The 22048-nt window shown below is 74.6% G+C and carries 21 protein-coding genes; 13 read left to right on the forward strand and 8 right to left on the reverse strand.

The window, feature by feature from the left end; genetic code table 11:
• Window positions 1-41 precede the first annotated feature (41 nt).
• The gene (locus tag SM573_RS08820) at window positions 42-1286 is read right to left on the reverse strand and encodes a glutamate-5-semialdehyde dehydrogenase (protein WP_474615882.1); all 1245 of its coding nucleotides are present in this window, start codon (window positions 1284-1286) and stop codon (window positions 42-44) included.
• A 49-nt stretch (window positions 1287-1335) separates the two neighbouring features.
• Complete coding sequence (proB, locus tag SM573_RS08825) at window positions 1336-2445, reverse strand: glutamate 5-kinase (protein ID WP_474611120.1); 1110 nt, start codon at window positions 2443-2445, stop codon at window positions 1336-1338.
• A gap of 61 nt (window positions 2446-2506) precedes the next feature.
• On the opposite strand from proB, the gene SM573_RS08830 reads away from it, so the two are divergent.
• From SM573_RS08830 to SM573_RS08840, 3 genes are read left to right on the forward strand one after another with little or no spacing between them, the layout of a single operon-like run.
• Entirely contained in the window at window positions 2507-2821 is a 315-nt protein-coding gene (locus tag SM573_RS08830) for an MGMT family protein (protein ID WP_474611119.1), read from the forward strand.
• 32 nt (window positions 2822-2853) lie between these two features.
• A complete protein-coding gene (locus SM573_RS08835; RefSeq protein ID WP_474611118.1) occupies window positions 2854-4251 on the forward strand; it encodes an MFS transporter in 1398 nt (465 codons plus the stop codon).
• A gap of 27 nt (window positions 4252-4278) precedes the next feature.
• Window positions 4279-5766, forward strand: coding sequence for a pyridoxal phosphate-dependent decarboxylase family protein (locus SM573_RS08840; RefSeq protein WP_474615883.1), 1488 nt, complete (start codon window positions 4279-4281; stop codon window positions 5764-5766).
• A gap of 64 nt (window positions 5767-5830) precedes the next feature.
• Here SM573_RS08840 and SM573_RS08845 read toward each other — a convergent pair whose 3' ends face one another.
• From SM573_RS08845 to SM573_RS08860, 4 genes are all read right to left on the reverse strand, one after another.
• A complete protein-coding gene (locus tag SM573_RS08845) occupies window positions 5831-6772 on the reverse strand; it encodes a hypothetical protein (RefSeq protein WP_474611116.1) in 942 nt (313 codons plus the stop codon).
• Between the two features lie 117 nt (window positions 6773-6889).
• Window positions 6890-7828: a hypothetical protein gene (locus tag SM573_RS08850; protein WP_474615884.1), complete on the reverse strand. Its 939-nt coding sequence runs from the start codon at window positions 7826-7828 to the stop codon at window positions 6890-6892.
• Between the two features lie 162 nt (window positions 7829-7990).
• Window positions 7991-9205 carry a hypothetical protein gene (locus tag SM573_RS08855; RefSeq protein WP_474615885.1) on the reverse strand — a complete coding sequence of 405 codons (1215 nt, stop codon included), beginning with the start codon at window positions 9203-9205 and terminating at the stop codon, window positions 7991-7993.
• Entirely contained in the window at window positions 9198-9764 is a 567-nt protein-coding gene (locus SM573_RS08860; protein ID WP_474615886.1) for a SigE family RNA polymerase sigma factor, read from the reverse strand. The genes SM573_RS08855 and SM573_RS08860 overlap by 8 nt, the downstream gene beginning before the upstream one ends.
• Before the next feature lie 137 nt (window positions 9765-9901).
• Here SM573_RS08860 and SM573_RS08865 point away from each other — a divergent pair, with 137 nt between their 5' ends.
• Together SM573_RS08865 and SM573_RS08870 are read left to right on the forward strand one after the other, a co-directional pair.
• The gene (locus SM573_RS08865; RefSeq protein WP_474611112.1) at window positions 9902-10480 is read left to right on the forward strand and encodes an NADH-quinone oxidoreductase subunit B; all 579 of its coding nucleotides are present in this window, start codon (window positions 9902-9904) and stop codon (window positions 10478-10480) included.
• Window positions 10481-10601: 121 nt separating this feature from the next.
• A complete protein-coding gene (locus tag SM573_RS08870; RefSeq protein WP_474611111.1) occupies window positions 10602-11918 on the forward strand; it encodes a DUF2252 domain-containing protein in 1317 nt (438 codons plus the stop codon).
• Between the two features lie 13 nt (window positions 11919-11931).
• On the opposite strand, the gene SM573_RS08875 is transcribed toward SM573_RS08870, so the two are convergent.
• Window positions 11932-12978, reverse strand: coding sequence for a glucose 1-dehydrogenase (locus tag SM573_RS08875; RefSeq protein ID WP_474615887.1), 1047 nt, complete (start codon window positions 12976-12978; stop codon window positions 11932-11934).
• 233 nt (window positions 12979-13211) lie between these two features.
• Here SM573_RS08875 and SM573_RS08880 point away from each other — a divergent pair, with 233 nt between their 5' ends.
• Window positions 13212-14057: an NADH-quinone oxidoreductase subunit C gene (locus SM573_RS08880; RefSeq protein ID WP_474615888.1), complete on the forward strand. Its 846-nt coding sequence runs from the start codon at window positions 13212-13214 to the stop codon at window positions 14055-14057.
• Window positions 14057-15019, forward strand: coding sequence for an NADH-quinone oxidoreductase subunit NuoH (gene nuoH, locus SM573_RS08885; protein WP_474615889.1), 963 nt, complete (start codon window positions 14057-14059; stop codon window positions 15017-15019). The genes SM573_RS08880 and nuoH overlap by 1 nt, the downstream gene beginning before the upstream one ends.
• Before the next feature lie 74 nt (window positions 15020-15093).
• On the opposite strand, the gene SM573_RS08890 is transcribed toward nuoH, so the two are convergent.
• Window positions 15094-16119, reverse strand: a complete 1026-nt coding sequence (locus SM573_RS08890; RefSeq protein WP_474616053.1) for a glutathione S-transferase family protein — start codon at window positions 16117-16119, stop codon at window positions 15094-15096.
• A gap of 173 nt (window positions 16120-16292) precedes the next feature.
• On the opposite strand from SM573_RS08890, the gene SM573_RS08895 reads away from it, so the two are divergent.
• The 6 genes from SM573_RS08895 (at window position 16293) to SM573_RS08920 (ending at window position 22041) form a co-directional block, all read left to right on the forward strand.
• Complete coding sequence (locus SM573_RS08895; RefSeq protein ID WP_474611108.1) at window positions 16293-16721, forward strand: ester cyclase; 429 nt, start codon at window positions 16293-16295, stop codon at window positions 16719-16721.
• Between the two features lie 135 nt (window positions 16722-16856).
• Window positions 16857-17486 (forward strand): NuoI/complex I 23 kDa subunit family protein, encoded by a 630-nt coding sequence (locus SM573_RS08900; protein WP_474611107.1) that lies wholly within the window; start codon window positions 16857-16859, stop codon window positions 17484-17486.
• Window positions 17483-18046, forward strand: a complete 564-nt coding sequence (locus SM573_RS08905; RefSeq protein WP_474611106.1) for an NADH-quinone oxidoreductase subunit J family protein — start codon at window positions 17483-17485, stop codon at window positions 18044-18046. Before SM573_RS08900 ends, SM573_RS08905 begins: the two co-directional genes overlap by 4 nt.
• On the forward strand, window positions 18043-18444 hold the full coding sequence (gene nuoK, locus SM573_RS08910; protein WP_474611105.1) for an NADH-quinone oxidoreductase subunit NuoK: 402 nt from the start codon (window positions 18043-18045) through the stop codon (window positions 18442-18444). Before SM573_RS08905 ends, nuoK begins: the two co-directional genes overlap by 4 nt.
• Window positions 18441-20396: an NADH-quinone oxidoreductase subunit 5 family protein gene (locus SM573_RS08915; RefSeq protein WP_474611104.1), complete on the forward strand. Its 1956-nt coding sequence runs from the start codon at window positions 18441-18443 to the stop codon at window positions 20394-20396. Before nuoK ends, SM573_RS08915 begins: the two co-directional genes overlap by 4 nt.
• Window positions 20397-20535: 139 nt before the next feature.
• Window positions 20536-22041 carry a complex I subunit 4 family protein gene (locus tag SM573_RS08920; protein WP_474611103.1) on the forward strand — a complete coding sequence of 502 codons (1506 nt, stop codon included), beginning with the start codon at window positions 20536-20538 and terminating at the stop codon, window positions 22039-22041.
• Window positions 22042-22048: the final 7 nt, after the last annotated feature.

The following is a 22048-nucleotide window of genomic DNA, read 5'->3' on the forward strand; positions in this document are numbered from 1 at the left end:
CACGATCGTGGGCGGGCAGCCGGGTACCTCGTGCGCCGCGGTCAGGCGCGCAGGTGGCCGTCGCCGGTCACCACGTACTTCGTGGAGGTCAGCTCGGGCAACCCCATCGGGCCGCGGGCGTGCAGCTTCTGGGTGGAGATGCCGATCTCGGCGCCGAAGCCGAACTCGCCGCCGTCGGTGAACCGGGTGGAGGCGTTCACCATGACGGCGGCCGCGTCCACCCGGGCCACGAACTCGCGGGCGGCCGTGGCCGAGTCGGTGAGGATCGCCTCGGTGTGCCCGGTGCCGTACCGCCGGATGTGCGCGACCGCGGCGTCGAGGGAGTCGACCACCGCGACCGAGATGTCGGCGGAGAGGTACTCGGTGGCGAAGTCCTCCTCGGTCGCCGGCACCACGGCGGCGGAGTGGGCGGCGACGCGCTCGTCGCCGTGTACCGTCACCCCGGCCTCGGCGAACGCGGTCAGCATGGGGGGCAGGAAGGCGTCGGCGACCGCCGCGTGCACCAGCAGTGACTCGGCGGTGTTGCAGGTGGAGAGCCGCTGCGTCTTGGCGTTCAAGGTGACCGCCACGGCCTTCGACACGTCGGCGGCCGCGTCGACGTAGACGTGGCAGTTGCCCACCCCGGTCTCGATCACGGGCACGGTCGACTCCTCGACCACGGTACGGATCAGCGACGCGCCGCCGCGCGGGATGAGCACGTCGACCAGGCCGCGGGCGCGCATCAGCTCCTTGACCGAGTCGCGTGAGGCGGCGTCGAGCAGCTGCACGGCGTCGGCCGGGAGCCCGGCGCCGGCGACCGCGTCCCGCAGCACGGCGACCAGCGCGGCGTTGGAGTGCGCGGCGGAGGAGGAGCCGCGCAGCAGCGCCGCGTTGCCGGACTTCAGGCAGATGCCGGCGGCGTCGACCGTCACGTTCGGACGGGCCTCGTAGATGATCCCCACCACCCCGAACGGCACCCGGACCTGCCGCAGCTCCAGCCCGTTGGGCAGGGTCGAGCCGCGGACGACCTCCCCGACGGGATCGGGCAGCGCGGCCATCTGCCGCAGCGCGTCGGCGATGCCGGCCACCCGGCCCTCGTCGAGCGCCAGCCGGTCCAGCACGGCCGCGCTCAGCCCGGCCTCCCGGCCGGCCGCCAGGTCCGCCGCGTTCGCGGTCAGGATCTCGGGGGTACGCGCCACCAGCGCGTCGGCCATCGCGTGCAGCGCCGCGTCCTTGGCGGTACGCGTCGCGACGGCCAGCGCCTCCGCCGCGCCGCGGGCCCGTCGCGCCTGCTCGGTCACGCTCATCCGTCACTCCTCAGCTCCGGTCGGAACGGCGGTGTCGCCCGCCGACCCGCTACAGCAGTACCAGGTCGTCGCGGTGGACGACCTCCCGTTCGTACGCCGGGCCGAGGGCCGCGGCCAGTTCCGAGGTGGAGCGGCCGAGCAGCCCGGGCAGCTCCACCGCGTCGTAGTTGACCAGCCCGCGGGCCACGGGCGCACCCGCCGCGTCCACGAGGTCCACGGGGTCGCCGGCGGTGAACGCCCCGTCGACCGCCGTGATGCCGGCGGGCAGCAGCGACTTGCGTCGCCCGACCACGGCGGCGACCGCCCCGTCGTCGAGGTGCAGCCGGCCGCGGGGCGAGGTGGCGTGGGCGAGCCAGAAGAGCCGCGCGGCCGGGCGTTGCCGCTGCGGGTGGAAGAACGTGCCGACGGCCTCGCCGGACAGCGCCGGGGCGGCCAGGGGAGCGGCCGTGAGGACCACGGGGATGCCGAACCCGGTGGCGATGCGGGCGGCCTCGACCTTCGTCACCATGCCCCCGGTGCCGACCCCGGCGCGACCCGCGCCGCCGATCGTGACGCCCGCCAGGTCGGCCTCGCCCCGTACCTCGGTGATGCGGGTGGAGCCGGGGCGGGCCGGGTCACCGGTCCAGAGGGCGTCGACGTCGGAGAGGAGCACCAGCAGGTCGGCCTGGACCAGCGCGGCGACCAGGGCGGCCAGCCGGTCGTTGTCGCCGAACCGGATCTCCTCGGTGGCCACGGTGTCGTTCTCGTTGACGATCGGCACCGCCCGCAGGTCGAGCAGCTTGCGCAGCGTGCGGTAGGCGTTGCGGTAGTGCGCCCGCCGGGTGACGTCGTCGACGGTGAGCAGCACCTGCCCCACGGTCAGCCGGTGCCGGGCGAAGCTGGCCTCGTACCGGCCGATGAGCAGGCCCTGGCCGACGCTGGCGGCGGCCTGCTGGGTGGCCAGGTCGCGCGGACGCCGGGACAGCCCCAGCGGGGCGAGCCCGGCCGCGATCGCGCCGGAGGAGACGAGCACCACCTCGCGGCCCTCCGCGGCGAGCGCCGCGAGGGTGTCGACCAGCGCGTCGACCCGCTCGCCGGCCAGCCCACCGGTGGCCGTGGTCAACGAGGAGGAACCGATCTTGACGACCACCCGTCGGGCCGCTGTCACCGCGTCGCGCACCGGACCATTCTGCGCGGTCGCGGTGACGCCACCTCGTGGCGTTCCCATATCGTGGCCGACTGTGACACCTGACGAGTACGTCGAGGCGGTGCTGGATCTCGTCGAACGGATCCCGCCGGGGCGGGTGATGTCCTACGGCGCGGTGGCCGACGCGCTCGCGGAGCGCTCGGGTCGGCACTCGGCCCGCCTGGTGGGCACCATCATGGCGCGCCACGGCGGCGCGGTGCCCTGGCACCGGGTGGTCAACTCGGCGGGGCGGCTGCCGCCGGGGCACGAGCGGGAGGCCCGGGCCCGGCTGCGGGCGGAGGGCACGCCCCTGCGCGGGCCCGGGGTGGACATGGCGGCGGCCAGTTGGTCGCCGGAAGAGGGGATGTGAGCCGCGCCATAACGTGAGTAACATTCGGCGCCATGGACGCGCCGCCGGCTGGGCCGGTTCCGGTCCCGGGCGGGTTACCGCGTCGGGTGCACGCGGGCTACGCGCTCGGCTCCCTCGCCACCGGCGCCTTCGGGACCGTGCCGGGGTTGCTGCTGCTGCCCTACCTCACCGACACCCTCGGCGTCGCCGCCGGGCTGGCCGCCGTGCTGGTGCTCGTGCCGAAGGCGTGGGACGTGCTGGTCAACCCCGTCGCCGGGCGCGTCTCCGACCGCACCCGGTCCCGCTGGGGGCCCCGCCGGCCGTACCTGCTGCTCGCCGGGATCGCGCTCGCCCTGCTCTTCGCCGCCATCTTCGCCGCGCCGTTCGGGGCCGGCGGCGCGGCCGGGGCGTACGTGGCCGTGGCCTTCCTCGCCACCGCCACCGCGTTCGCCTTCTTCCAGGTGCCCTACGTGGCGATGCCGGCCGAACTCACCGAGGACTACGCCGAGCGGACCCGGCTCATGACCTGGCGGGTCGCCGTGCTGGCCCTGGCCATCCTGGTCTCCGGCGCGGTGGCCCCGATCGTGGTGACCGCGGGCGGCGAGGGCCTCCCCGGCCACCGCTGGATGGCGCTCTTCGTCGCGGGGCTGATCGCGTTGGGCGCGGTGGGCGCCTTCGTCGGCACCCGCGGCGCGCCGACGGGCCGGGTACGCGAGAGCGAGCCCACCCTCCGCGCCCAGCTCGCGGTCGCCGGGCGCAACCGGCCGTTCCGGGCGCTGCTGCTCTGCTTCGTGGTGCAGTCCGCCGGGGTGGCCACCATCCTCGCCGGCGTCAACTACTTCGCCGACCAGATCCTGCGGGACCCGGAGACCGGGGCGACCCTGCTCTTCGCCTGCTTCGTCGGGCCGGCGCTGCTGGTGATGCCGCTCTGGACCCGGATCGGCGCGCGGGTCGGCAAGCTCGCCGCCCTGGTCGCCGCCTCCCTGCTGCTCACGCTGGGCATGGCGCTGCTGGTGGCGGCGCCGGTGCTGCCCGCCGCCGCCGTCTACGCGGTGGTCGCGCTGGTCGGGGCCGGGTACGCGGGGCAGCAGGTGTTCGCGCTCGCCATGCTGCCCGACTGCATCAGCTGGGACGAGGGGCGCACCGGCCGGCGGCAGGCGGGCGTCTTCACCGGCGTCTGGACGGCGGGGGAGACCCTCGGGCTGGCACTCGGGCCGGGCATCTACGGCCTCGTGCTCCAGTTGGCTGGCTACGTCTCCTCCGACACGGGCACGGCGGCGGCCCAGTCCGACACCGCCCGGCTCGGCATCCTGCTCGGCTTCACCGTGATTCCGGCCGTCCTGGTGGCCGTCCCCCTACTCCTCCTCCGCCGCTACGCGCTGCCACCCACCCCCGCCACGCCCGATCCCACCGGCGATCACGCAGTCGTAGTCGGGGACGAAGGCCGCTGACCCGCACGGAAAGGGCACCACAACTCCATGATCGACGAGAAGACCGACGGGGCCGCGCTCCCGGCCCGGGGGTTGCCCGCCGAACGGGTCCTCCAGGAGATCCGCGCCCTGCGCGCGGCCGACCGGCCCACCCACGGCGGGCAGCTCTTCGCGTACGTCTACGACCCGGCGGTGCCCGGGCTCGACGAGCTGACCACGGCGGCGTACGCGGCGAGCGCCCACGTCAACGGGCTGGACCCGACCGCCTTCCCGTCGCTGCTCGCGATGGAGAACAGCCTGGTGGGGGCGGCGGCCCGGCTGCTCGGCGGCGGGCCGGGCGGTGCCGCGCCGGACGCGGTCGGCAGCGTCACCAGCGGCGGCACCGAGTCCCTGATCCTGGCGGTGAAGACCGCCCGGGACGCCCACCCGGAGGTCACCGCGCCGCGGCTGGTGGTGCCGGCGAGCGGCCACGCGGCCTTCGCGAAGGCGGCGCACTACCTCGGGGTGGTGCTCGACGTGGTGCCGGTCTCGCCGCGCACCCTACGACCCGACCCGGCCGCGATGGCCGCCGCCATCGGACCGGACACCGTGCTGGTGGCGGCCTCCGCGCCGTCGTACGCGCACGGGGTGATCGACCCCGTCGCCGAGATCGCGGCGGCGGCCGCGGCGGCCGGGGTGCGCTGCCACGTGGACGCCTGCTTCGGCGGCTGGACCCTGCCGTACCTGCGTCGGCTCGGCGCGCCGGTGCCGCCGTTCGACTTCTCCGTCCCCGGGGTCACCTCGGTCTCCGTGGACCTGCACAAGTACGCGTACGCCCCGAAGGGCGTCTCCGTGCTGCTGCACCGCGACCCGGCGTTGCGTGCCCCGCAGTACTTCGCGTACGCCGACTGGCCCGGCTACACGATGATCAATCCCACCATCGCCTCGACCCGCTCGGGCGGCCCGATCGCCGCCGCGTACGCCACCCTGCGGCACCTCGGCGACGACGGCTACCTGCGGCTCGCGGCGGCCACCCGGGAGGCCGTGGCCGGGCTGGCCGACGCCGTGCGTGGGGTGACCGGCCTGCGGTTGCTGGCCGAGCCGGAGTCCACGGTGGTCTGCTTCACCAGCGAGGACCCCGGGCTGGACCTGTTCGTCCTGGTCGACGAGCTGACCGCCCGGGGCTGGCACACCCAGCCGCAGCTGTCGTACGCCGACCTGCCGGCCAGCGTGCACCTGACCGTCACCGCGGCCGTGGCGTCCCGGGTGGCCGGGTTCGGCCCGGACCTCGCGGACGCGGTGGCGGCCGCCCGGGCGGCGGGCCCGGTCGCGCTGCCCCCGGAGCTGCTCGCCCTCGCCGGGACGCTCACCCCGGACGCGCTCACCCCGGACCTCGTCGGTGGGCTCGCCGCGGCGCTGGGTCTGGCCGGCGGGGACGGCGCCGGGGCGCCGGAGCGGATGGCGGCGGTGAACCGGCTGCTCGACGCCGCGCCGCCGGCGCTGCGGGAGCGGCTGCTGATCGAGTTCGTGAGCCTGCTGCAACGCCCGACCTGGTGAGTCCCGCACGACGGAGGGCCCGGAACCGACGGGTTCCGGGCCCTCCGGGCGTCGTGGGCGTGGCTCAGTTCGGGTCGGCCGCCGTCACCGTGAACGAGGCGGTGTTGTCGGTCGGGTCCACGTCCTGCACGTCCTCGCAGTAGCAGTAGCTCGACGTCACCGTGTAGGAGCCGGTGCCGAGCACGCCCGACGGGGTGTCGGCGGGGGCGCTGAGGATGACGTCGAAGGTCCGCTCCTCTCCGGGCATGAACTGCCCGCCCGGCACGCTGAAGCCGTAGTCCCAGCTCGGCGCGTCCTGCGGCTCGATGTGGTTGACGACCACGCCGGCCGGCAGGTCGGCCATGACGTTGAGCCCGTACGACGGGGCGTCGTTGCCGTAGCGGACGGTCAGCGGCATCCGGCCCTGGAGGCTGCCGTCGGCGAGCCGGTCGAGGACGACCGGGCCGGCGGTGGCGCTGACGTCGCTCCGGGTCGCCTGCACGTACGGGCGCGGATCCTTGAGGCTCCCGGTCGTGGACCGGAAGAGGGTGGTGAACGACGCGCTGTCCGAGGGCCCCGCGCTGCCGCCCACGGCGACCTCGCCGCCCGCGACGGTCATCGCGTAGTCCCGTGGCGTGGTCCAGACGTGGAAGCCCAGGGTGTAGGTCCGGCTGGCGCCCGGCTCCAGCGTCTGGCCGTCGCACGCGTGTCGGATCCGGTTCTCGGTCAGACCCATGATGAGGCAGGCACCCTCGGGAGTGAGACCCGTGAACGAGGCGCCCGCCGGCTCGACGACGTTGACCGTCACGTACTCCGCCGTGGGGCCGTTGTTGGTGACGGTCATGCGCAGCGAGCCCTGGTACCCCTTGTCGGTGGGGTCCAGCACCAGCCGCTTCGCGGTGACGGAGAGCGGTCCGGTGGCGTCGGCCGGTGCGGCGGTGGCCGGCGCACCGGCGGCGAGCACCGCCAGCGTGGTGCCGAGGAGCCCGGCGGCGAGCCGGCGCCCGGTGGACATGGTGATGGGCATGAGTGGTGCCTCCCCCGTGGACATTGACGCACTCGGATGAGCGCCCGAGCACCATAGCGAGGCCCGTTTCGTCCGCGCTGACCGTGCGGACGAAACGGGCCGATCAGTGCGGATGGTTCAGCTCGCGTCGACCGCGGTCACCGCGAACGAGGTGGTGTTGTCGGTCGGGTCCACGTCCTCCACCGGCGTCCCCGAGCCGTAGAAGTAGCCTGCTGCGACCGTGTACGACCCGCTGCCGAGCACGCCCGACGGGGTGTCGGCCGGGGCGGCGAGGATCACGTCGAAGGTGCGCTCCTCGCCCGGCATGAACCGCCCGCCCGGCACGGTGAACCAGTTCGGGAAGCTCGGCATGTCCTGCGGCTCGATGTGGTGCACCGTGACCCCCTCGGGCAGCGCGGCGGTGACGTCCACGTGGAACGAGGGCGCGTCGTTGCCGTACCGGACCCTGACCGGCATCCGGCCGAGGAGGCTCCCGTCGGCCTGGCGGGTCAGCACCACGTCGTCGCCCCGGATGGCCAGGTCCGTCCGGGTGGCCTGGACGTAGGCGCGGGGGTGGCGGAGGCTGCCGTCGGTGGACTCGAACAGGGTGGTGAACCGGGCGGTGTCCGAGGGCGCCTCGGCGCCCTGCGGCTGTACCGCGATCCGTCCGCCCCGGGCCACCATCGGGTAGTCACGAGCGGTGGTCCAGACGCGGAAGCCGAGCTGGAAGGTCACCGAGGACCGGGCCGCGATCCGGCCGCCGTAGCAGCTGGAGACGAGCCGATTCTCCACCAGCTCCTGGTAGAGGCACGCGTCGCCGGGCTGGATCGACGTGAACGACGCCCCGGCCGGCTCGGTGACGATCAGGCTGACGGAGGTGTCCGTCCGGGCCGGGTTGGTCACCGTCGCGGTCAACGTGCCGACGTAGCCGCCGTCGGTCGGTTCCAGGACCAGCCGCTGCGCGGTGATGTCGGGCCCCGTGGTCCCGCCGGCGGCGGTTGCCGGCGTGGCCAGGGCGAGCACTGTCGCGACCGTGCCGAGCAGGCCGGTGGCGATTCGTGCGGTGCGTGTGGTCATGTCTTGTCCTCCCGTGATCCCCGTGATCGGGCGACGGTCGTCCGTTCGCCTCGCCTGGTGAACACGCCCCGACCGGATGGCCGGTTGCGAGATGTTTTGTCAGGAAAGCGACGCGGCGATCCGGAGCATCCGGATCGCCGCGCCGACGGGGTGGACGTACTCCTAGTCCACCCGGTGGAGGCGGACGAAGTTGTCCTGGTACGTCAGGTCGTCCCAGTAGCGGTCCTGCGAGTCGAAGTGGACCACCCGCAGTGTCGGCTGCGCGTAGTCGCTGTTATTCGGGTCGATCATGAATCGGAAGGTGTACGACCGACGTTCGCCCGCGGGCAGCGCGTCCAGCAGGCAGGTGTCGGAGCCGCCCTCGTCGGCCATCCGGCACCGGTCGAGATCCGCCCCGGCGGGCTCGCCGACGGTGATCATTTCGGTGAGACCCACCCGGGGCACGTCCACCGGGCCCTTGTTGACGACCGTGACGGTCACGGTGCCGGCGCGCCGGCCCTTCGCGTCCGCCGGCGCGAGGACCAGGTCGCCGGCCGTGATGGCGAGGTCGGTGAGCCGGGGGTCCTTGCCGAACTTCGTCGGCCCGGCCGACTGGTCGAAGCGGTCGCCGTTCCACGCGTACGTCCGCCACTGCCGCTGCGGCGCCCACGACGGCCTGCTGCAGCAGGGCTGCTCGTCGGCCACGCGCACCCGGATGTCGCCGTCCTCGCGGACGTCGAACTCGGTGATGTCGTCCATTCCCTCGCGGGTACCGACCACGCGTCCCATCGTCACGATCCGGCCGTCGTCGTCGCGGTCGAAGGCGACCACCTGCTTCGCGGTGGCCTCACCCCCCGTCCGGCAGGCGAGCAGCGCCACCGTCTCCGTCGCGCCGTCGCCGTCCACGTCACCGTGTACCGGGTCGCCGATGACGACCGGCACCGCGTCCGCCTGCGGCGAAACCCGCAGCCGCACGTCCTCGGTCACGCAGGTCTCCGGCATGTACATGTAGTCGGGCCAGGCCGGCAGGTCGAGGCGCGCGTTGAGGAGCTGGGAGCGGCTGATCCGGCCGTCCGGGGCCGCCGCGGTGGGGCTGACCGTGCTCGGGGTCGACGAGGGCGTCGGGGTGGGCGTCCCTGTCGGCGTCGGCGGCGTCGGCTGCACGCTCTCGGCCGGCCCGGGTGTGGGGCGGGACCGGTCGGTCAGTGCCGCGTTCGCGGCGACCGGGACGGCCACCGCCAGCACCGCCACCGCCGCCGTGGCCACCAGCGCCCGCCGGCGGCGACGCCGTACGGTCCTGCGCACCTCCGTCGGGCCGGCCGGCCGCACCGAGGGGGCGTACGCGTCGCGGAACGCCGCGAACTCCCCGCTGACCAGCATGTCCTCGATCTCAGGCATTGTCGTTCACCCCGTTCGTGCCGGCGAGCTGCGCTGCCAGCGCCGCCCGGCCCCGGTGCAGCCAGGACTTGACCGTGCCCTCCGGCACTCCCTCCTGCTCCGCGATCTGGTTGACGGAGAGGTCCGCGAGGTAGTGCAGCACCACCGCGCGGCGATGGGTGGCCGGCAGCTGTGCCAGCGCGGCGGTCAGCGCCACCCGGTCCGGCCCCGGCCCGGGCACGTGCTCCTCGCGCTGCCGCCGCAGCCAGGACTGGGCGGTCCGCAGCCGCCGCCAGCGGCTGGTGGCGAGGTTCCAGGCGACCCGACGCACCCACGCCAGCGGGTCGTCGTAGCGCGACACCCGGGACCACCGGGCGAACGCCCGGCAGAAGGCCTCCTGCACCAGGTCCTGCGCCTGCGGCAGGTCTCCGCAGTACGCGGCCAACTGGAGCGTCAGCGACCGGAAGTGCGCGTGGTAGAGCCCGTCGAAGTCGATCGCCTCGGGCCGCTCCCGGGGTTGCGGCCGGTCCGCCGCCCCGGGCGGCGGGTCACCGAGCCCTGTTTCCCTCGTCACCGTCATCTGGTCCTCCCCGTGCAGGCCGCGACCGCGCGGCCGACCACCGTTACACGCCTCGATGCCGGAACCGGTTGCGCGGGTTGCCGCCACCGGCGCTGTGGTTGACTGTCAGATCGGGGACACGGGGAAGGAGGTCGGAGATGCAGCTGCCGGGAGTGCTCGGCGAGCCGATCCGGTTCGTGCTCAACTGGGGCCGCCGCTACTCGCTCTGGGTCTTCAACTTCGGCCTGGCCTGCTGCGCCATCGAGTTCATCGCCACGAGCATGAGCCGGCACGACTTCATGCGGCTCGGGGTGATCCCGTTCGCGCACGGCCCGCGCCAGGCCGACCTCATGGTGGTCTCCGGCACGGTGACCGACAAGATGGCGCCCGCCATCAAGCGGCTCTACGACCAGATGCCCGAGCCGAAGTACGTCATCTCGTTCGGAGCCTGCTCCAACTGCGGCGGCCCGTACTGGGACTCGTACTCGGTGACCAAGGGCGTCGACCAGCTCATTCCCGTGGACGTCTACGTGCCCGGCTGCCCGCCCCGACCGGAGGCGCTGCTGCACGGCATCCTCCGCCTGCAGGAGAAGATCGCCGCCGAGCAGTCCGGCGTCGGCGGGGTGCCCCGGCCCGACCCGCTCGCCGCCCCGGTCGACGCGCCGCCGAGCGACGGCGCCGTCCCGCGTTCGGTCGCCTCACTCAGCGCCCCGCCGGTCCGCCCGCCCGCCCCCTGACACCCGCCTCGGGGGACGGCACGCGCACCCCGTTACGACGGGTCGAGCGGCCGGACCGGTACGTCCGGGTCGCCCGCTCGTCCGAGCCCGCCGGTGGCGGGCGAGGACTAGCGTGCGCGGCATGAGCAACTCCGGGCAGCAGCGCTCCGCCCACATCATCGACGTCCTGATCGCGGAGTTCGGGGAGTCCATGGCCCTCGACCCCGCCGCCTTCCGCCGCAAGTTCCGCAAGATGGCGGCCTCGCCGTTCGCCTTCTACCGGGGCAGCGCCTCCCTCTTCTACGCCGACCAGCGCGGCGACTTCGCCGACGACCGGTTCCTCGACGGGCGGACCAGCCGGGTGTGGATCCACGGTGACCTGCACGCGGAGAACTTCGGCACCTACATGAACGCCTCCGGCCAGCTGGTGTTCAACGTGAACGACTTCGACGAGGCGTACGTCGGGCCGTTCACCTGGGACCTGCGGCGCTTCGCGGCGAGCGTCGCGCTGCTCGGCTACGCCAAGGCGCTCTCCGACCGGGCGATCAGCGAGCTGGTCACCGGTTTCGCGCGCGCGTACCTGACCGAGCTGCGGGCGATCGCCGCCGGCGGCGACGACGCCATCGGCTCGATCACCCTCGACAACGCCGACGGCGTGCTTCGGCAGGTGCTCCAGCAGGCGCGGCTCTACACCCGGGTCGACCTGCTCGCTACCCAGACCACGATCGACAACTACGAGCGGCGGTTCTCCCTCGGCGAGGGGGTGTACGAGATCGACGACGAGACCCGGGAGCGGGTGACCGCCGCGTTCGGGGCGTACCTCGGCACGCTGCCGCCGTCCTCGGCCCGCCTGCGTCCGGTCGAGGCGCGGATCAAGGACGTGGTGCTGCGCAAGGGCGTGGGCATCGGCTCGGCGGGGCTGCCGTCGTACAACCTGCTGTTGGAGGGGCACACCCAGGCGCTGGAGAACGACGTCGTGATCTACATGAAGCAGGCCCAGGTGCCGGCGGTGGCCCGGTACATCCCCGACGAGAGCGTCCGCGGCTACTTCCGGCACCAGGGGCACCGGACGGCCGAGTCGCAGCGGGCGTTGCAGGCGCACGCCGACCCGTGGCTGGGCTTCACCGAGCTGGACGGGGTGGGCCAGCTGGTCGCCGAGGTCTCCCCGTACGCCGCCGACCTCGACTGGGCCGACGTCAACGAGCCGGAGGAGCTGGCCGGGGTGCTGACCGACCTGGGCCGGGCGGTGGCGCGCATGCACTCGGTGGCCGACGACGAGTCGAGCCACGACCTGGTCGACTACTCCACCGAGGAGGCCATCGTCGCGGCCGTCGACCCGGACGAGTCGGGCTTCGTGGACCACCTGGTGGAGTTCGCCCACGCGTACGGGCTGCGCGCCCGGGAGGACCACCAGCTCTTCGTGGACCTGTTCCGCAACGGCCGGCTGCCCGGCATCTGAGCCTGCCCGCCGGTCAGACCGCGAACTCCAGCACGACCTTGATGTCGTCCGGCCCCGAGGTGTACGCGTCCGCGTACGACGACACCGGTACCCGCCGCGTGATCAGGGAGGTGAGCCACAGCGGGTCGGCCCGCCGCAGCGCTTCGGCGGCGTTGTCCCAGTGCCGGCGGTTGGCGTTCACCGAGCCGAAGACCACGTTGTTCTCCAGCACGAGGGCCCGGTTGAGCGCGCCGGCGTCGAAGTCGATGGTCCGGCCGCCGCTGGACACCCCGGCGAGGCAGACGATGCCGTTCGGCGCCGCCTTGCACATCACGTCGAGCACCACCTTGGGCGCCCCGGTGCACTCGACCACGACGTCCGGCTCGAAGTCCAGTTCGTCGACGCGGACCGAGTGGTACGTCGCGCCCAGCGCGCGGACCAGGTCCGGCTTGGGGCCGCTGGTGGCCAGGTCGAGCACGTGCACCGAGAGCCCGCGCTGGGTGGCGAGCAGTGCGGCGAGCAGCCCGATCGGGCCGGCACCGGTGACCAGTACGCTTCGCGGCTGCCACTCGGCCCGGTGCCCGATCCGCTCGATGTGGTCCCACGCCTTCGCCACGATGCTGGTGGGTTCCAGCAGCATCCCGACCTGGCCCAACGCCGGGTCCAGCCGGACGGCGTACGAGGGCTGGATGCGCCAGCGTTCGCGGGCGAAGCCGGGCAGCGCCTTGATGCCGTGCTCGGTGTAGCGGCCGTTGCGGCACATGTCCCACTCGCCGACGGCGCAGTTGGGGCAGGGGACCGGGTCGGCGTGCCGGACGATGCCGGCCACGAGCTCCCCGGGCCGCAGGGTGCCGGTCGGGTCCTCCAGCACCCGCCCCAGCGACTCGTGCCCGAGCACCAGGCGCTGCTCGCCGGGGGGCGCCTCGCCGTACTGCCCGGCGATGATCTCGTGGTCGGTGCCGCAGACGCCGACGGCCAGGGCCTCGACGAGGATCGCGCCCTCCTCGGGCGCCGGCTCCGGCTGGTCCTCCACCAGCTCCAACGAGTTGGCGACTCCGGGTGTCACAGTCACAGCGCGCACGTTCCTCATCTTCGCCCGCCCGTCCGCCGTCCGCCCCGCAAAGCGGCAGATGCCCCGGACGACCAGGAGATCCACCCCGGCCGCGCGGGTGCCGGCCCCGGGCCCGTTCGGGCGGCGACCCGGCTTCGCCGGCCCCCGACCCCCGGCCCGGCACCGGCCGGGTCCGCCCCACGGGGCCGGTCGGCGCGAGCGGGCCGGCGCGGGCCGCCGGTGCCGGCCCTAGGATCAGCGGCATGACTCCGGAAGAGGTCGGCCGACGGATGGCCGGGCTGCTCGCGCCGGTCGAGACCACGACGTCGGTCTCGGGCGGCCAGCGGCACGCCCGGGCCACCGTGGACGTGCCGGCGGCGAGCTGGCGCGACGCGGTCCGGGCCGCCCGCGACGACGCGGAGCTGGCGTGTGACTTCTTCGACTGGCTCTCAGCGGTCGACGAGCTGGCCGAGGGGTTCGACGTGGTGGCCCACCTGTGGTCGACCCGGCATCGGCACGGCCTGCTGCTGCGCACCCGGGTGCCCCGGGAGGCGCCCACGGTGGCCTCGGTGGTCGACGTCTATCCGGGGGCCGGGTGGCACGAGCGGGAGACCCACGAGATGTTCGGCATCGACTTCGCCGGGCACGGCGGGCTGCGTCCGCTGCTGCTGCCCCCGGAGTTCGAGGGTCATCCGCTGCGCAAGGAGTTCGTGCTGGCCTCCCGGGTGGCGAAGCCGTGGCCGGGCGCCAAGGAGCCAGGTGAGTCCGAGGCCGGCGGGGGGCGGCGGCCGATCCGCCCGCCGGGCGTGCCGGCTCCGGGGGAGTGGGGCACCACGCCCACCCCGGCCGGTGCGGGTGGCGTGGGCGAGGGGCCGCGCGGTGGTGTCCCCGCCCGCCCGGCCCGGGAACGGCCGGCCCGTCCGACGCGCACCGCCTCGGCCGCCGGCGGCGACGGCCCGCCGCCGGCTCCCTCAGACGCCGGTCCCCTCCCGGGCGCGCCCGGCGGTCGCGGAGCCGGGGCCGCCCGCTCCGGCCCGCCCGCCGACCGCCCCGCGCGGCGGGGTCCGGCGGCGACCGAGCGTGCGGACGACGACGGAGGTGCGCCCTGATGCCGCTCTGGCTGGAGCTGCTGATCCGGGTCGGCGGGGTGCTTGTCGCCTTCCTCACCCTGCCGCTGCTGGTCGGGCAGGCCGAGCACAAGGTGATGGCGCACATGCAGGGCCGGCTCGGGCCGATGTACGCGGGCGCCTTCCACGGCTGGGCGCAGCTGGTCGCCGACGGGATCAAGTTCGTGCAGAAGGAGGACGTGACCCCGCGCGAGGCGGACCGGCCGGTCTTCCGGCTGGCTCCGGTGGTCGCGCTGGTGCCCTACCTGCTCGTCCTCCTGGTGATCCCGCTCGGGCCGGGCGACCTGGTGGGGCAGCCGCTCGACGTGGGGCTCTTCTTCGTCCTCGCGGTGGTGGGTGTCGGCGTGCTGGCCGTGCTCATGTCGGCCTGGGCGTCGGCCAACAAGTACAGCCTGCTCGGCGGGCTGCGCGGGGCCGCCCAGCTGCTCGGGTACGAGCTGCCGCTGGTGCTGGCCGCCGCGTCGGTGGCGATGGCGGCCGGCACGCTGAGCCTCTCCGGCATCGTCGAGGCGTGGCAGCCGTGGTGGCTGCTCTGGCAGGCGCCTGCGATGATCGTGTTCTTCGTCGCCGGGCTCGCCGAGATCCGCCGGCCGCCGTTCGACATGCCGGTCGCCGACTCCGAGCTGGTCTTCGGCTACATGACCGAGTACACGGGCCTGCGCTTCGCGTTCTTCCTGCTGGCCGAGTACGTCGGCATCGTGGTGATCGCCGCCCTCACCACGGTGCTGTTCCTCGGCGGCTGGCACGGGCCGTTCGCCGACGCGCAGCTCGGCTGGCTCTGGACGCTGCTCAAGGTCTTCGCCGTCGCCTTCGTGATCATCTGGCTGCGGGTGAGCTATCCGCGCCTGCGCGAGGACCAGCTCCAGCGCCTCTGCTGGCTGGTGCTGGTCCCCGCGTCCCTGGCCCAGCTGGTCCTGACGGCAGCGGTCCGCGTGGCGCTGTAGCTTCCCCCCGGTCGTGGTGCGGCACCGCCCCGCGCGGGCGGCCCCGCACCACGATCCGCGACGTCGCCCCGCGCTCAGCGCAGCGGGGTGTGAGCCGGGTCGACGCGCTCGGCGGGCGGCGGTGGCGGGGGTGGGGTGCCGTCGCCGAACGGGCGGCCGCCGAGCGCCTCCCGACCGTGCGGGGTGAGCCAGTTGGCCAGGTCGGGCCCGAGGGGCACGATGCCCGTCGGGTTGATGTCCCGGTGCACCTCGTAGTAGTGCCGCTTGATGTGGTCGAAGTCGATCGTGTCCCCGAAGCCGGGGGTCTGGAACAGGTCCCGGGCGTACGCCCAGAGCACCGGCATCTCGGTCAGCTTCTGCCGATTGCACTTGAAGTGCCCGTGGTAGACCGGGTCGAAGCGCACCAGCGTTGTGAACAGCCGCACGTCCGCCTCGGTGATGGTGTCGCCGACCAGGTAGCGGCGCTCCGACAGGCGGTCGCTGAGCCAGTCCAGCCGATCGAAGAGCCGCACGTACGCCTTCTCGTACGCCTCCTGGCTGCCGGCGAACCCGCACCGGTAGACGCCGTTGTTGACGTCCCGGAACACCAGGTCGTTGACCTGGTCGATCTCGTCGCGCAGCGGCTCGGGGTAGAGGTCAGGCGCGCCCTCGCGGTGGTACGCCCGCCACTGCGTGGACAGGTCGAGGCTCATCTGGGCGTAGTCGTTGGTGACCACCTGGCCGGTGGGCACGTCCACGATGGCCGGCACCGTGATGCCCCGCTCGTAGCCCGGGAACCGCTTGAAGTAGGCCTCGGCCAGTCGCTCGATGCCGAGCACCGGGTCCCGGCCGTCCGGGTCCAGGTCGAACGTCCAGCTCCGCTTGTCGTGTGTGGGGCCGGCCACGGCCATCGAGATGGCGTCCTCCAGGCCGAGCAGCCGGCGCACGATGATCAGGCGGTTCGCCCAGGGGCAGGCGCGGCTGACCGCGAGCCGGTAGCGGCCGGGCTCCACCGGATAGCCGTTGCGCCCGTCCTCGGTGATCCGGGTCGCGATGTAGCGCTGGTCGCGGGTGAACTCACCGCCCGGTTCGACGTACTTGCCGCCGGTGCGCAGCAGCACCTCCTCGTCGGTTTCGGTCCTGTCACCCTCGCTGGTCGTACCCACGCCGGCCCTCCGATCTCGTCACGTGGTCCCATTCTCGCCGCTGCGGGGGCGGCCGGCGCCCGGAGGACGCGACCGAGGTGAGCCGGCACTCACCCGCCGGGCGACGCCGCCGGCGCTACGCTGCCCCGATGACCGACACGGAGCGGGCGGCGCGGCGGTTCATCGCGGACGTGTGGAACGCCGAGCGGGAGGAGTCGGCGTACGAGCTGGTCGCCCCGGAGTGCCCGGGGCTGGGCGGCACGGGACCGGAGGCGACGCTGGCCTGGCACCGGGACCGGCGGCACGCCTTCCCCGACCTCCGCTACAAGATCGTGGCCGTGGTCGCCGCCGGGGACCGGGTGGCCGTCCACTGGCGGGCCGCCGGCACCCAGGCCGGCCAGTTCGGCCCGGTGCCGCCGACCGGGCAGGTGGTCAGCTACTCCGGCGCGACGTTCCTGCGCTTCGACGCCGGCGGCCGGATCGCCGACGTGTGGAGCGTCAACGAGCTCTTCCAGCTCCTCCAGCAACTCGGTGTCGAGATGATCCCGCCGCCCGGGGTCGGCGGCACCGGGGCGTGACGCGGGTCGGCGGGACGCCGGTCACCGCTCGGGCGGCAGGGTGTCGTGGCTGCCCGGCTCCGCCCGGCGCGGCCCCGTTCGGTGCCGCCGCCGACCGACGGGGGGTGGTCGCGCGCGCCGGGAGCACAGGGCAGGATGGTCCGCATGAGTGACCGCAGCGAGCGCAGCGCGCCGGCCGGGGACGCCGGTGACCGTGGCCTGCCGGGCGCGGGCCTGGTGAAGGGGCTCGCGGTCACGCTGAAGACGATGACCCGGCGGTCGACGACGCAGCAGTACCCGGACGTGGCCCCCGAGCTGCCGCCCCGGTCCCGTGGCGTGATCGCGCTGCTGGAGGAGAACTGCACCGTCTGCATGCTCTGCGCCCGCGAGTGTCCGGACTGGTGCATCTACATCGACTCCCACAAGGAGGAGGTGGCGGTGCCCGGCGCCGCCCGTCCCCGCCAGCGCAACGTGCTCGACCGGTTCGACATCGACTTCTCGCTCTGCATGTACTGCGGCATCTGCGTCGAGGTCTGCCCGTTCGACGCCCTCTACTGGTCGCCCGAGTTCGAGTACGCCGAGTACGACATCAAGGACCTGCTGCACGACAAGGACCACCTCGGGCAGTGGATGGGCACCGTCCCGCCGCCGCCCGCGCACGACCCGAACGGCGAGCCGGCCAAGGAGGAGACGAGCGCCGCCCGCAAGGCCGCGGCCCCCGCCGCCCGGCCGACCACCCCGGCCGTACGCCCCGCGCCGGGCCCGTCCGGCGAGGCCGCCACATGACCGGTGCGGACGTGCTGCTGCTCGCGCTCGGCGCGGTGGCGGTCGGCTCGGGTGTGCTGGTGGTGACCACGAAGCACCTCGTCCGCGCCGGTCTCTACCTCGTGGTGTGCCTGGGCGCGCTGGCCGGCGACTACCTGGTGCTCACCGCCGAGCTGGTGGCCTGGGTGCAGGTGCTCATCTACGTCGGCGCGGTGGTGGTGCTGCTGCTGTTCGCCGTGATGCTCACCCGCGCGCCGATCGGCGCCTCCGACGACCTGGACCGGCCCGGCTGGCCGGCCGCGCTGATCGGCGGCGGGGTCGGCCTGGGCCTGGCCGCGCTGCTCGCCGACGCGTACCGGTGGACGACCGTGGAGCTGCCCGCGGCGGGCACGGCCGAGCGGATCGGTGGGGAGATCTTCCGCAGCTGGGTCCTCCCGTTCGAGGTGCTCTCGGTGCTGCTGCTCTCCGCGCTGGTCGGGGCGGTGGTGCTCTCCCGGCCGGACATCGGGCGGCCGGGGCCGGGGCAACCGGGCGCCGGCCCGCCGGAGCGGGCGCGGCGGGGCACGGAGGCGACCCGGTGAGGCCCGTCATCCCGTACGTCACCGCGGCGCTGCTGTTCGGGCTCGGGGCGTACGGCGTGCTGCGCCGCCGCAACGCGGTGCTCGTGCTGATGGCCGTCGAGCTGATGCTCAACGCCGTCAACCTGATCCTGGTCACCGCCGACACCACGGTGCGGGCGGCGCTGCCGCACGGCGGCCAGGTCTTCGCGCTCTTCGTCATCGTGCTGGCCGCAGCCGAGGTCGGGGTCGGGCTGGCCATCGTGCTCCAGCTCTACCGGCTGCGGGCCAGTGTGGCCGTGGACGACGTGCCGCTGACCGAGCCGCCGTCGCCGGCCACCGTCGGTGCCCCGGTGGGCCCGGCCGGTGCGTCCGGTCCGGCGGGCGGCGCGGGCGCGGCCGGCCCGGGGGAGGCGCGGTGAGCACCACGAGCCTGCTCGGTGTGCTGCTGCCGGCCGTGCCGCTGGCGACGGGCCTGCTCGGGCTGCTGCTGCCGCCGTCCCCGCGCGGTCGGGCCGCCGGTGCCGAGCAGCCGGCCCGGCGGGCCGCGATCGCCCTCGGCGTGACCGGTGCGGCCGTTGCGCTGGCGCTCGCGGTCGCGCTGCTGGCCACGCTGGACGCGCCGGTCGAGGCGTCGACCACGTGGGTCGACCTCGGCGGTCTGCGGGTCACCCTCGGCGTCCGGCTGGACGGGGCCGCCGCGCTGGTCGCGGTGGCGGTCGGCGCGGTCGCGCTGGCCGTGCAGGTCTACTCGATCGGCTACCTCAAGCGCGGCCCGCACGACGACGTCGACGTGGACCACCGTTACCCGCCGTACGCCGCGCAGATCAGCCTCTTCACCGCCGCCATGCTGCTCGTGGTGGTGTCCGGCGACCTGCTCCTGCTGCTCGTGGGCTGGGAGGTGATGGGCATCTGCTCGTACCTGCTCATCGCCCACGACCGCCGGCTGCCCGAGGCTCCCGCCGCCGCGGTGAAGGCCTTCCTCGTCACCCGGGTGGGTGACGTCGGTTTCCTGCTCGGCATCGCGCTGCTCGGCATCTCGGCGGGCAGCTTCCGGATCGCCGACGTGCTGGCGCACGAGCACTCCTCGGGCACCCTCACCGCCGCCTGCCTGTTGCTGCTGGCGGGCGTGGCCGGCAAGAGCGCCCAGTTCCCGCTGCACACCTGGCTGCCCGACGCGATGGCCGGCCCGACGCCGATCAGCGCGCTCATCCACGCCGCCACCATGGTCGCGGCCGGCGTGTACGCGGTCGCCCGGCTCTATCCGCTGTTCGAGGCCGCGCCGGTCGCGCTGACCGTCCTCGGTGTCCTCGGCACCGTCACCCTGCTGCTCGGCGCGCTCGCGGCCACCGCGCAGGACGACATCAAGCGCGTGCTCGCCTGGTCGACGGTCTCGCAGATCGGTTACATGACCGGTGCGCTCGCCGTCGGCGCCCCGGGCGCCGCGCTGTTCCACCTGCTCACCCACGCCGCGTTCAAGGCGCTGCTCTTCCTCGCCGCCGGCGCGGTGATCCACGCCGTGGGCACCACGCTGATGTCGCGGATGGGTGGGCTGCGGGGAAGCATGCCGGTCACCTTCTGGTGCACGGTGGTCGGGCTCGGCGCGCTGGCGGGGCTGCCGCCGCTCGCCGGTTTCTGGAGCAAGGACGGCGTCCTCGCGGCGGCGCAGTCGGCCGCGCTGGACGGCGACGGCCCCACCCCGGCCTGGGTGGGCTGGCTGGTCTGGCTCGCCGGGCTGGTCGGCGTCGCCCTCACCGCCTGGTACGCCACCCGGCTCCTGCTGCGCGCCTTCCTCGGCGCGGGCCGGTCCCCGCTCGCCCACCCGCACGACCCGCCCGGCACCCTGCGGTGGCCGGTGCTGCTGCTCGCGGTGCCGGCGGCGCTGCTCGGGTTCGCCGGCTTCGCCGGCCCGTTCGCCGACCGGCTCCAGCCGTCGCCGCCGGCCACGCCGGAGCAGCCCTCGAATCTTCTGCCGGCCGAGCCGCTGGTCCACCTCGCGCCGTCCGTGCTGTTGCCGCTCGCGCTCGTCGTGCTCGGGGCCGGCCTCGCCTGGGCGCGCTGGCGGCGCGACCCGGCCGCCGACCCGGCGGCCGCGCTGGGTCCGCTGCGGCCGGTGTTCGCCCGTGCGTTCCGGCTCGACGACGTCCAGCACGCCCTGGTCGTACGCCCCGTCCGGGCGCTCGCCCGTGGGGTGCGCGCGGGCGACGAGCGGGTCGTCGACGGCGCTGTCGAGGGGAGCGGGCGGGCCGCGTCCGGTCTCGGTGCGGGGCTGGCCGCGCTGCACCGCGCGGCGCTGCCCCGGGCGGCGGCCGGGGTGCTGGCGGGCGCGCTGCTGATCGGGCTCGCGGCCGCGTTGATCGGAGGGGTGCCGTGAGCGCGCGCCTCCCGCGGCCGGGCGACCGGGCGGGCGCCGTGCGCGCGGGCCTTCCGGGGTCGGCCGACCGGGTCGCCGCCGTGATGGCGAGGAGTGGGCGGGGCGTGCGAGCGCCGCGGTGGCGAGCCGAGGTGGCGCCGTGAGTGTCGGTGAGTTCCTGCTCGTCGCGGTCCTGGTGGTGCCGGCGCTCGGTGCGGTGGCGGTCGTCGCCACGCCGGCCGACCGGGCGGCCCGGCTGATCGGCACGGTGGCCGCCGGCCTCACCCTGCTGGCCGCGGTGCCGCTCGCCGCCGGTGACCGGGGCTGGTTCGCCTGGTCGGCGTCCGCCCCGGCGGTACGCCCCTGGCACCAGCTCGACCTGCCCTGGGTGCCCGGGCTCGACCTGCGGTTCCATCTCGGCGTGGACGGGATCTCCTACCCGCTGGTGGTGCTGACCGCGCTGCTGACCCTGCTCTGCTGCGGGTACACGCTCGGGAAGGTGCCGGCGGGCGGCAGCGGCCGGGCGCTGGTCGCGCTGCTGCTGGTCGTCGAGGTGGGCATCCTCGGCACGTTCCTCGCCCTCGACCTGGTCCTCTTCTTCCTCTTCTTCGAGGTCGTGCTGCTGCCCATGTACGCGGTCATCGCCGGGTGGGGCGGCGCGGACCGGCGGCGGGCGGCCCGCAAGTTCGCGCTCTACACGCTCTTCGGCTCGGTGCTGCTGCTGGTCGGGGTCTACGTGGTGGTCGCCGCGGCCGGCACCGCCGACATCGTGGCGCTCACCGGCGGTGCCGGGCTCTCCCGGGGCACGCAGCTGTTCGCGTTCACCCTGCTCGCGCTGGCGTTCGCGGTGAAGAGCCCACTGTGGCCGCTGCACTCCTGGCTGCCGGACGCGCACACCCAGGCGCCCACCGTGGGCAGCGTGGTGCTCGCCGGGGTGCTGCTGAAGATGGGCACGTACGGGCTGATCCGGGTGGCCGTGGGCGTCGCCCCGGAGGGCGCCCGCTGGGCGGCGCCCGTGCTCGGGGTGCTCGCCGTCGCGGCCATCCTGGTCGGCGCGCTGGTCTGCCTCGCGCAGGACGAGCTGAAGCGGCTCATCGCCTACTCCAGCGTGGGGCACATGGGCTTCGTGCTGCTCGGCGTCGCCACGCTCACCACCACCGGCATCAAGGCCGCGCTGATCGGCAACGTCGCCCACGGCGTGATCACCGGGCTGCTGTTCTTCGTGGCCGGGGCGGTGAAGGACCGTACGCACACGGGGGTGCTCGCCGAGCTGTCCGGAATGCGGGAGACCGCGCCCCGGCTCGCCGGGCTGCTCGGCTTCGCGGCGGTCGCCTCACTCGGGCTGCCCGGGCTGGCGGGCTTCTGGGGCGAGGCGTTCGCGGTGATCGCCGCGATCGAGGTGGGCGGACCGCTCTGGACGACCCTCGGCGTGCTGGCCGCGGTGGGCGGGGCGCTCACCGCCGCGTACTTCCTGCGCCTGCTGCGTCAGGTCACCCACGGGCGGCCAAGCCCGGCGGTCGGACGGCTCGGCCCCCGGCTGGCCGGCGCCGAGGTGACCGCCTGGACGCCGCTGGTGCTGCTGGCGCTGGCGATCGGGCTCGCGCCGGCGCTGGTGCTCGGCGTCGCCGAGGCTCCGGTGGCCGCCCTCGTGGAGGTGCTCCGATGAGCGGTCG

Source organism: Micromonospora xinjiangensis (assembly GCF_056150165.1).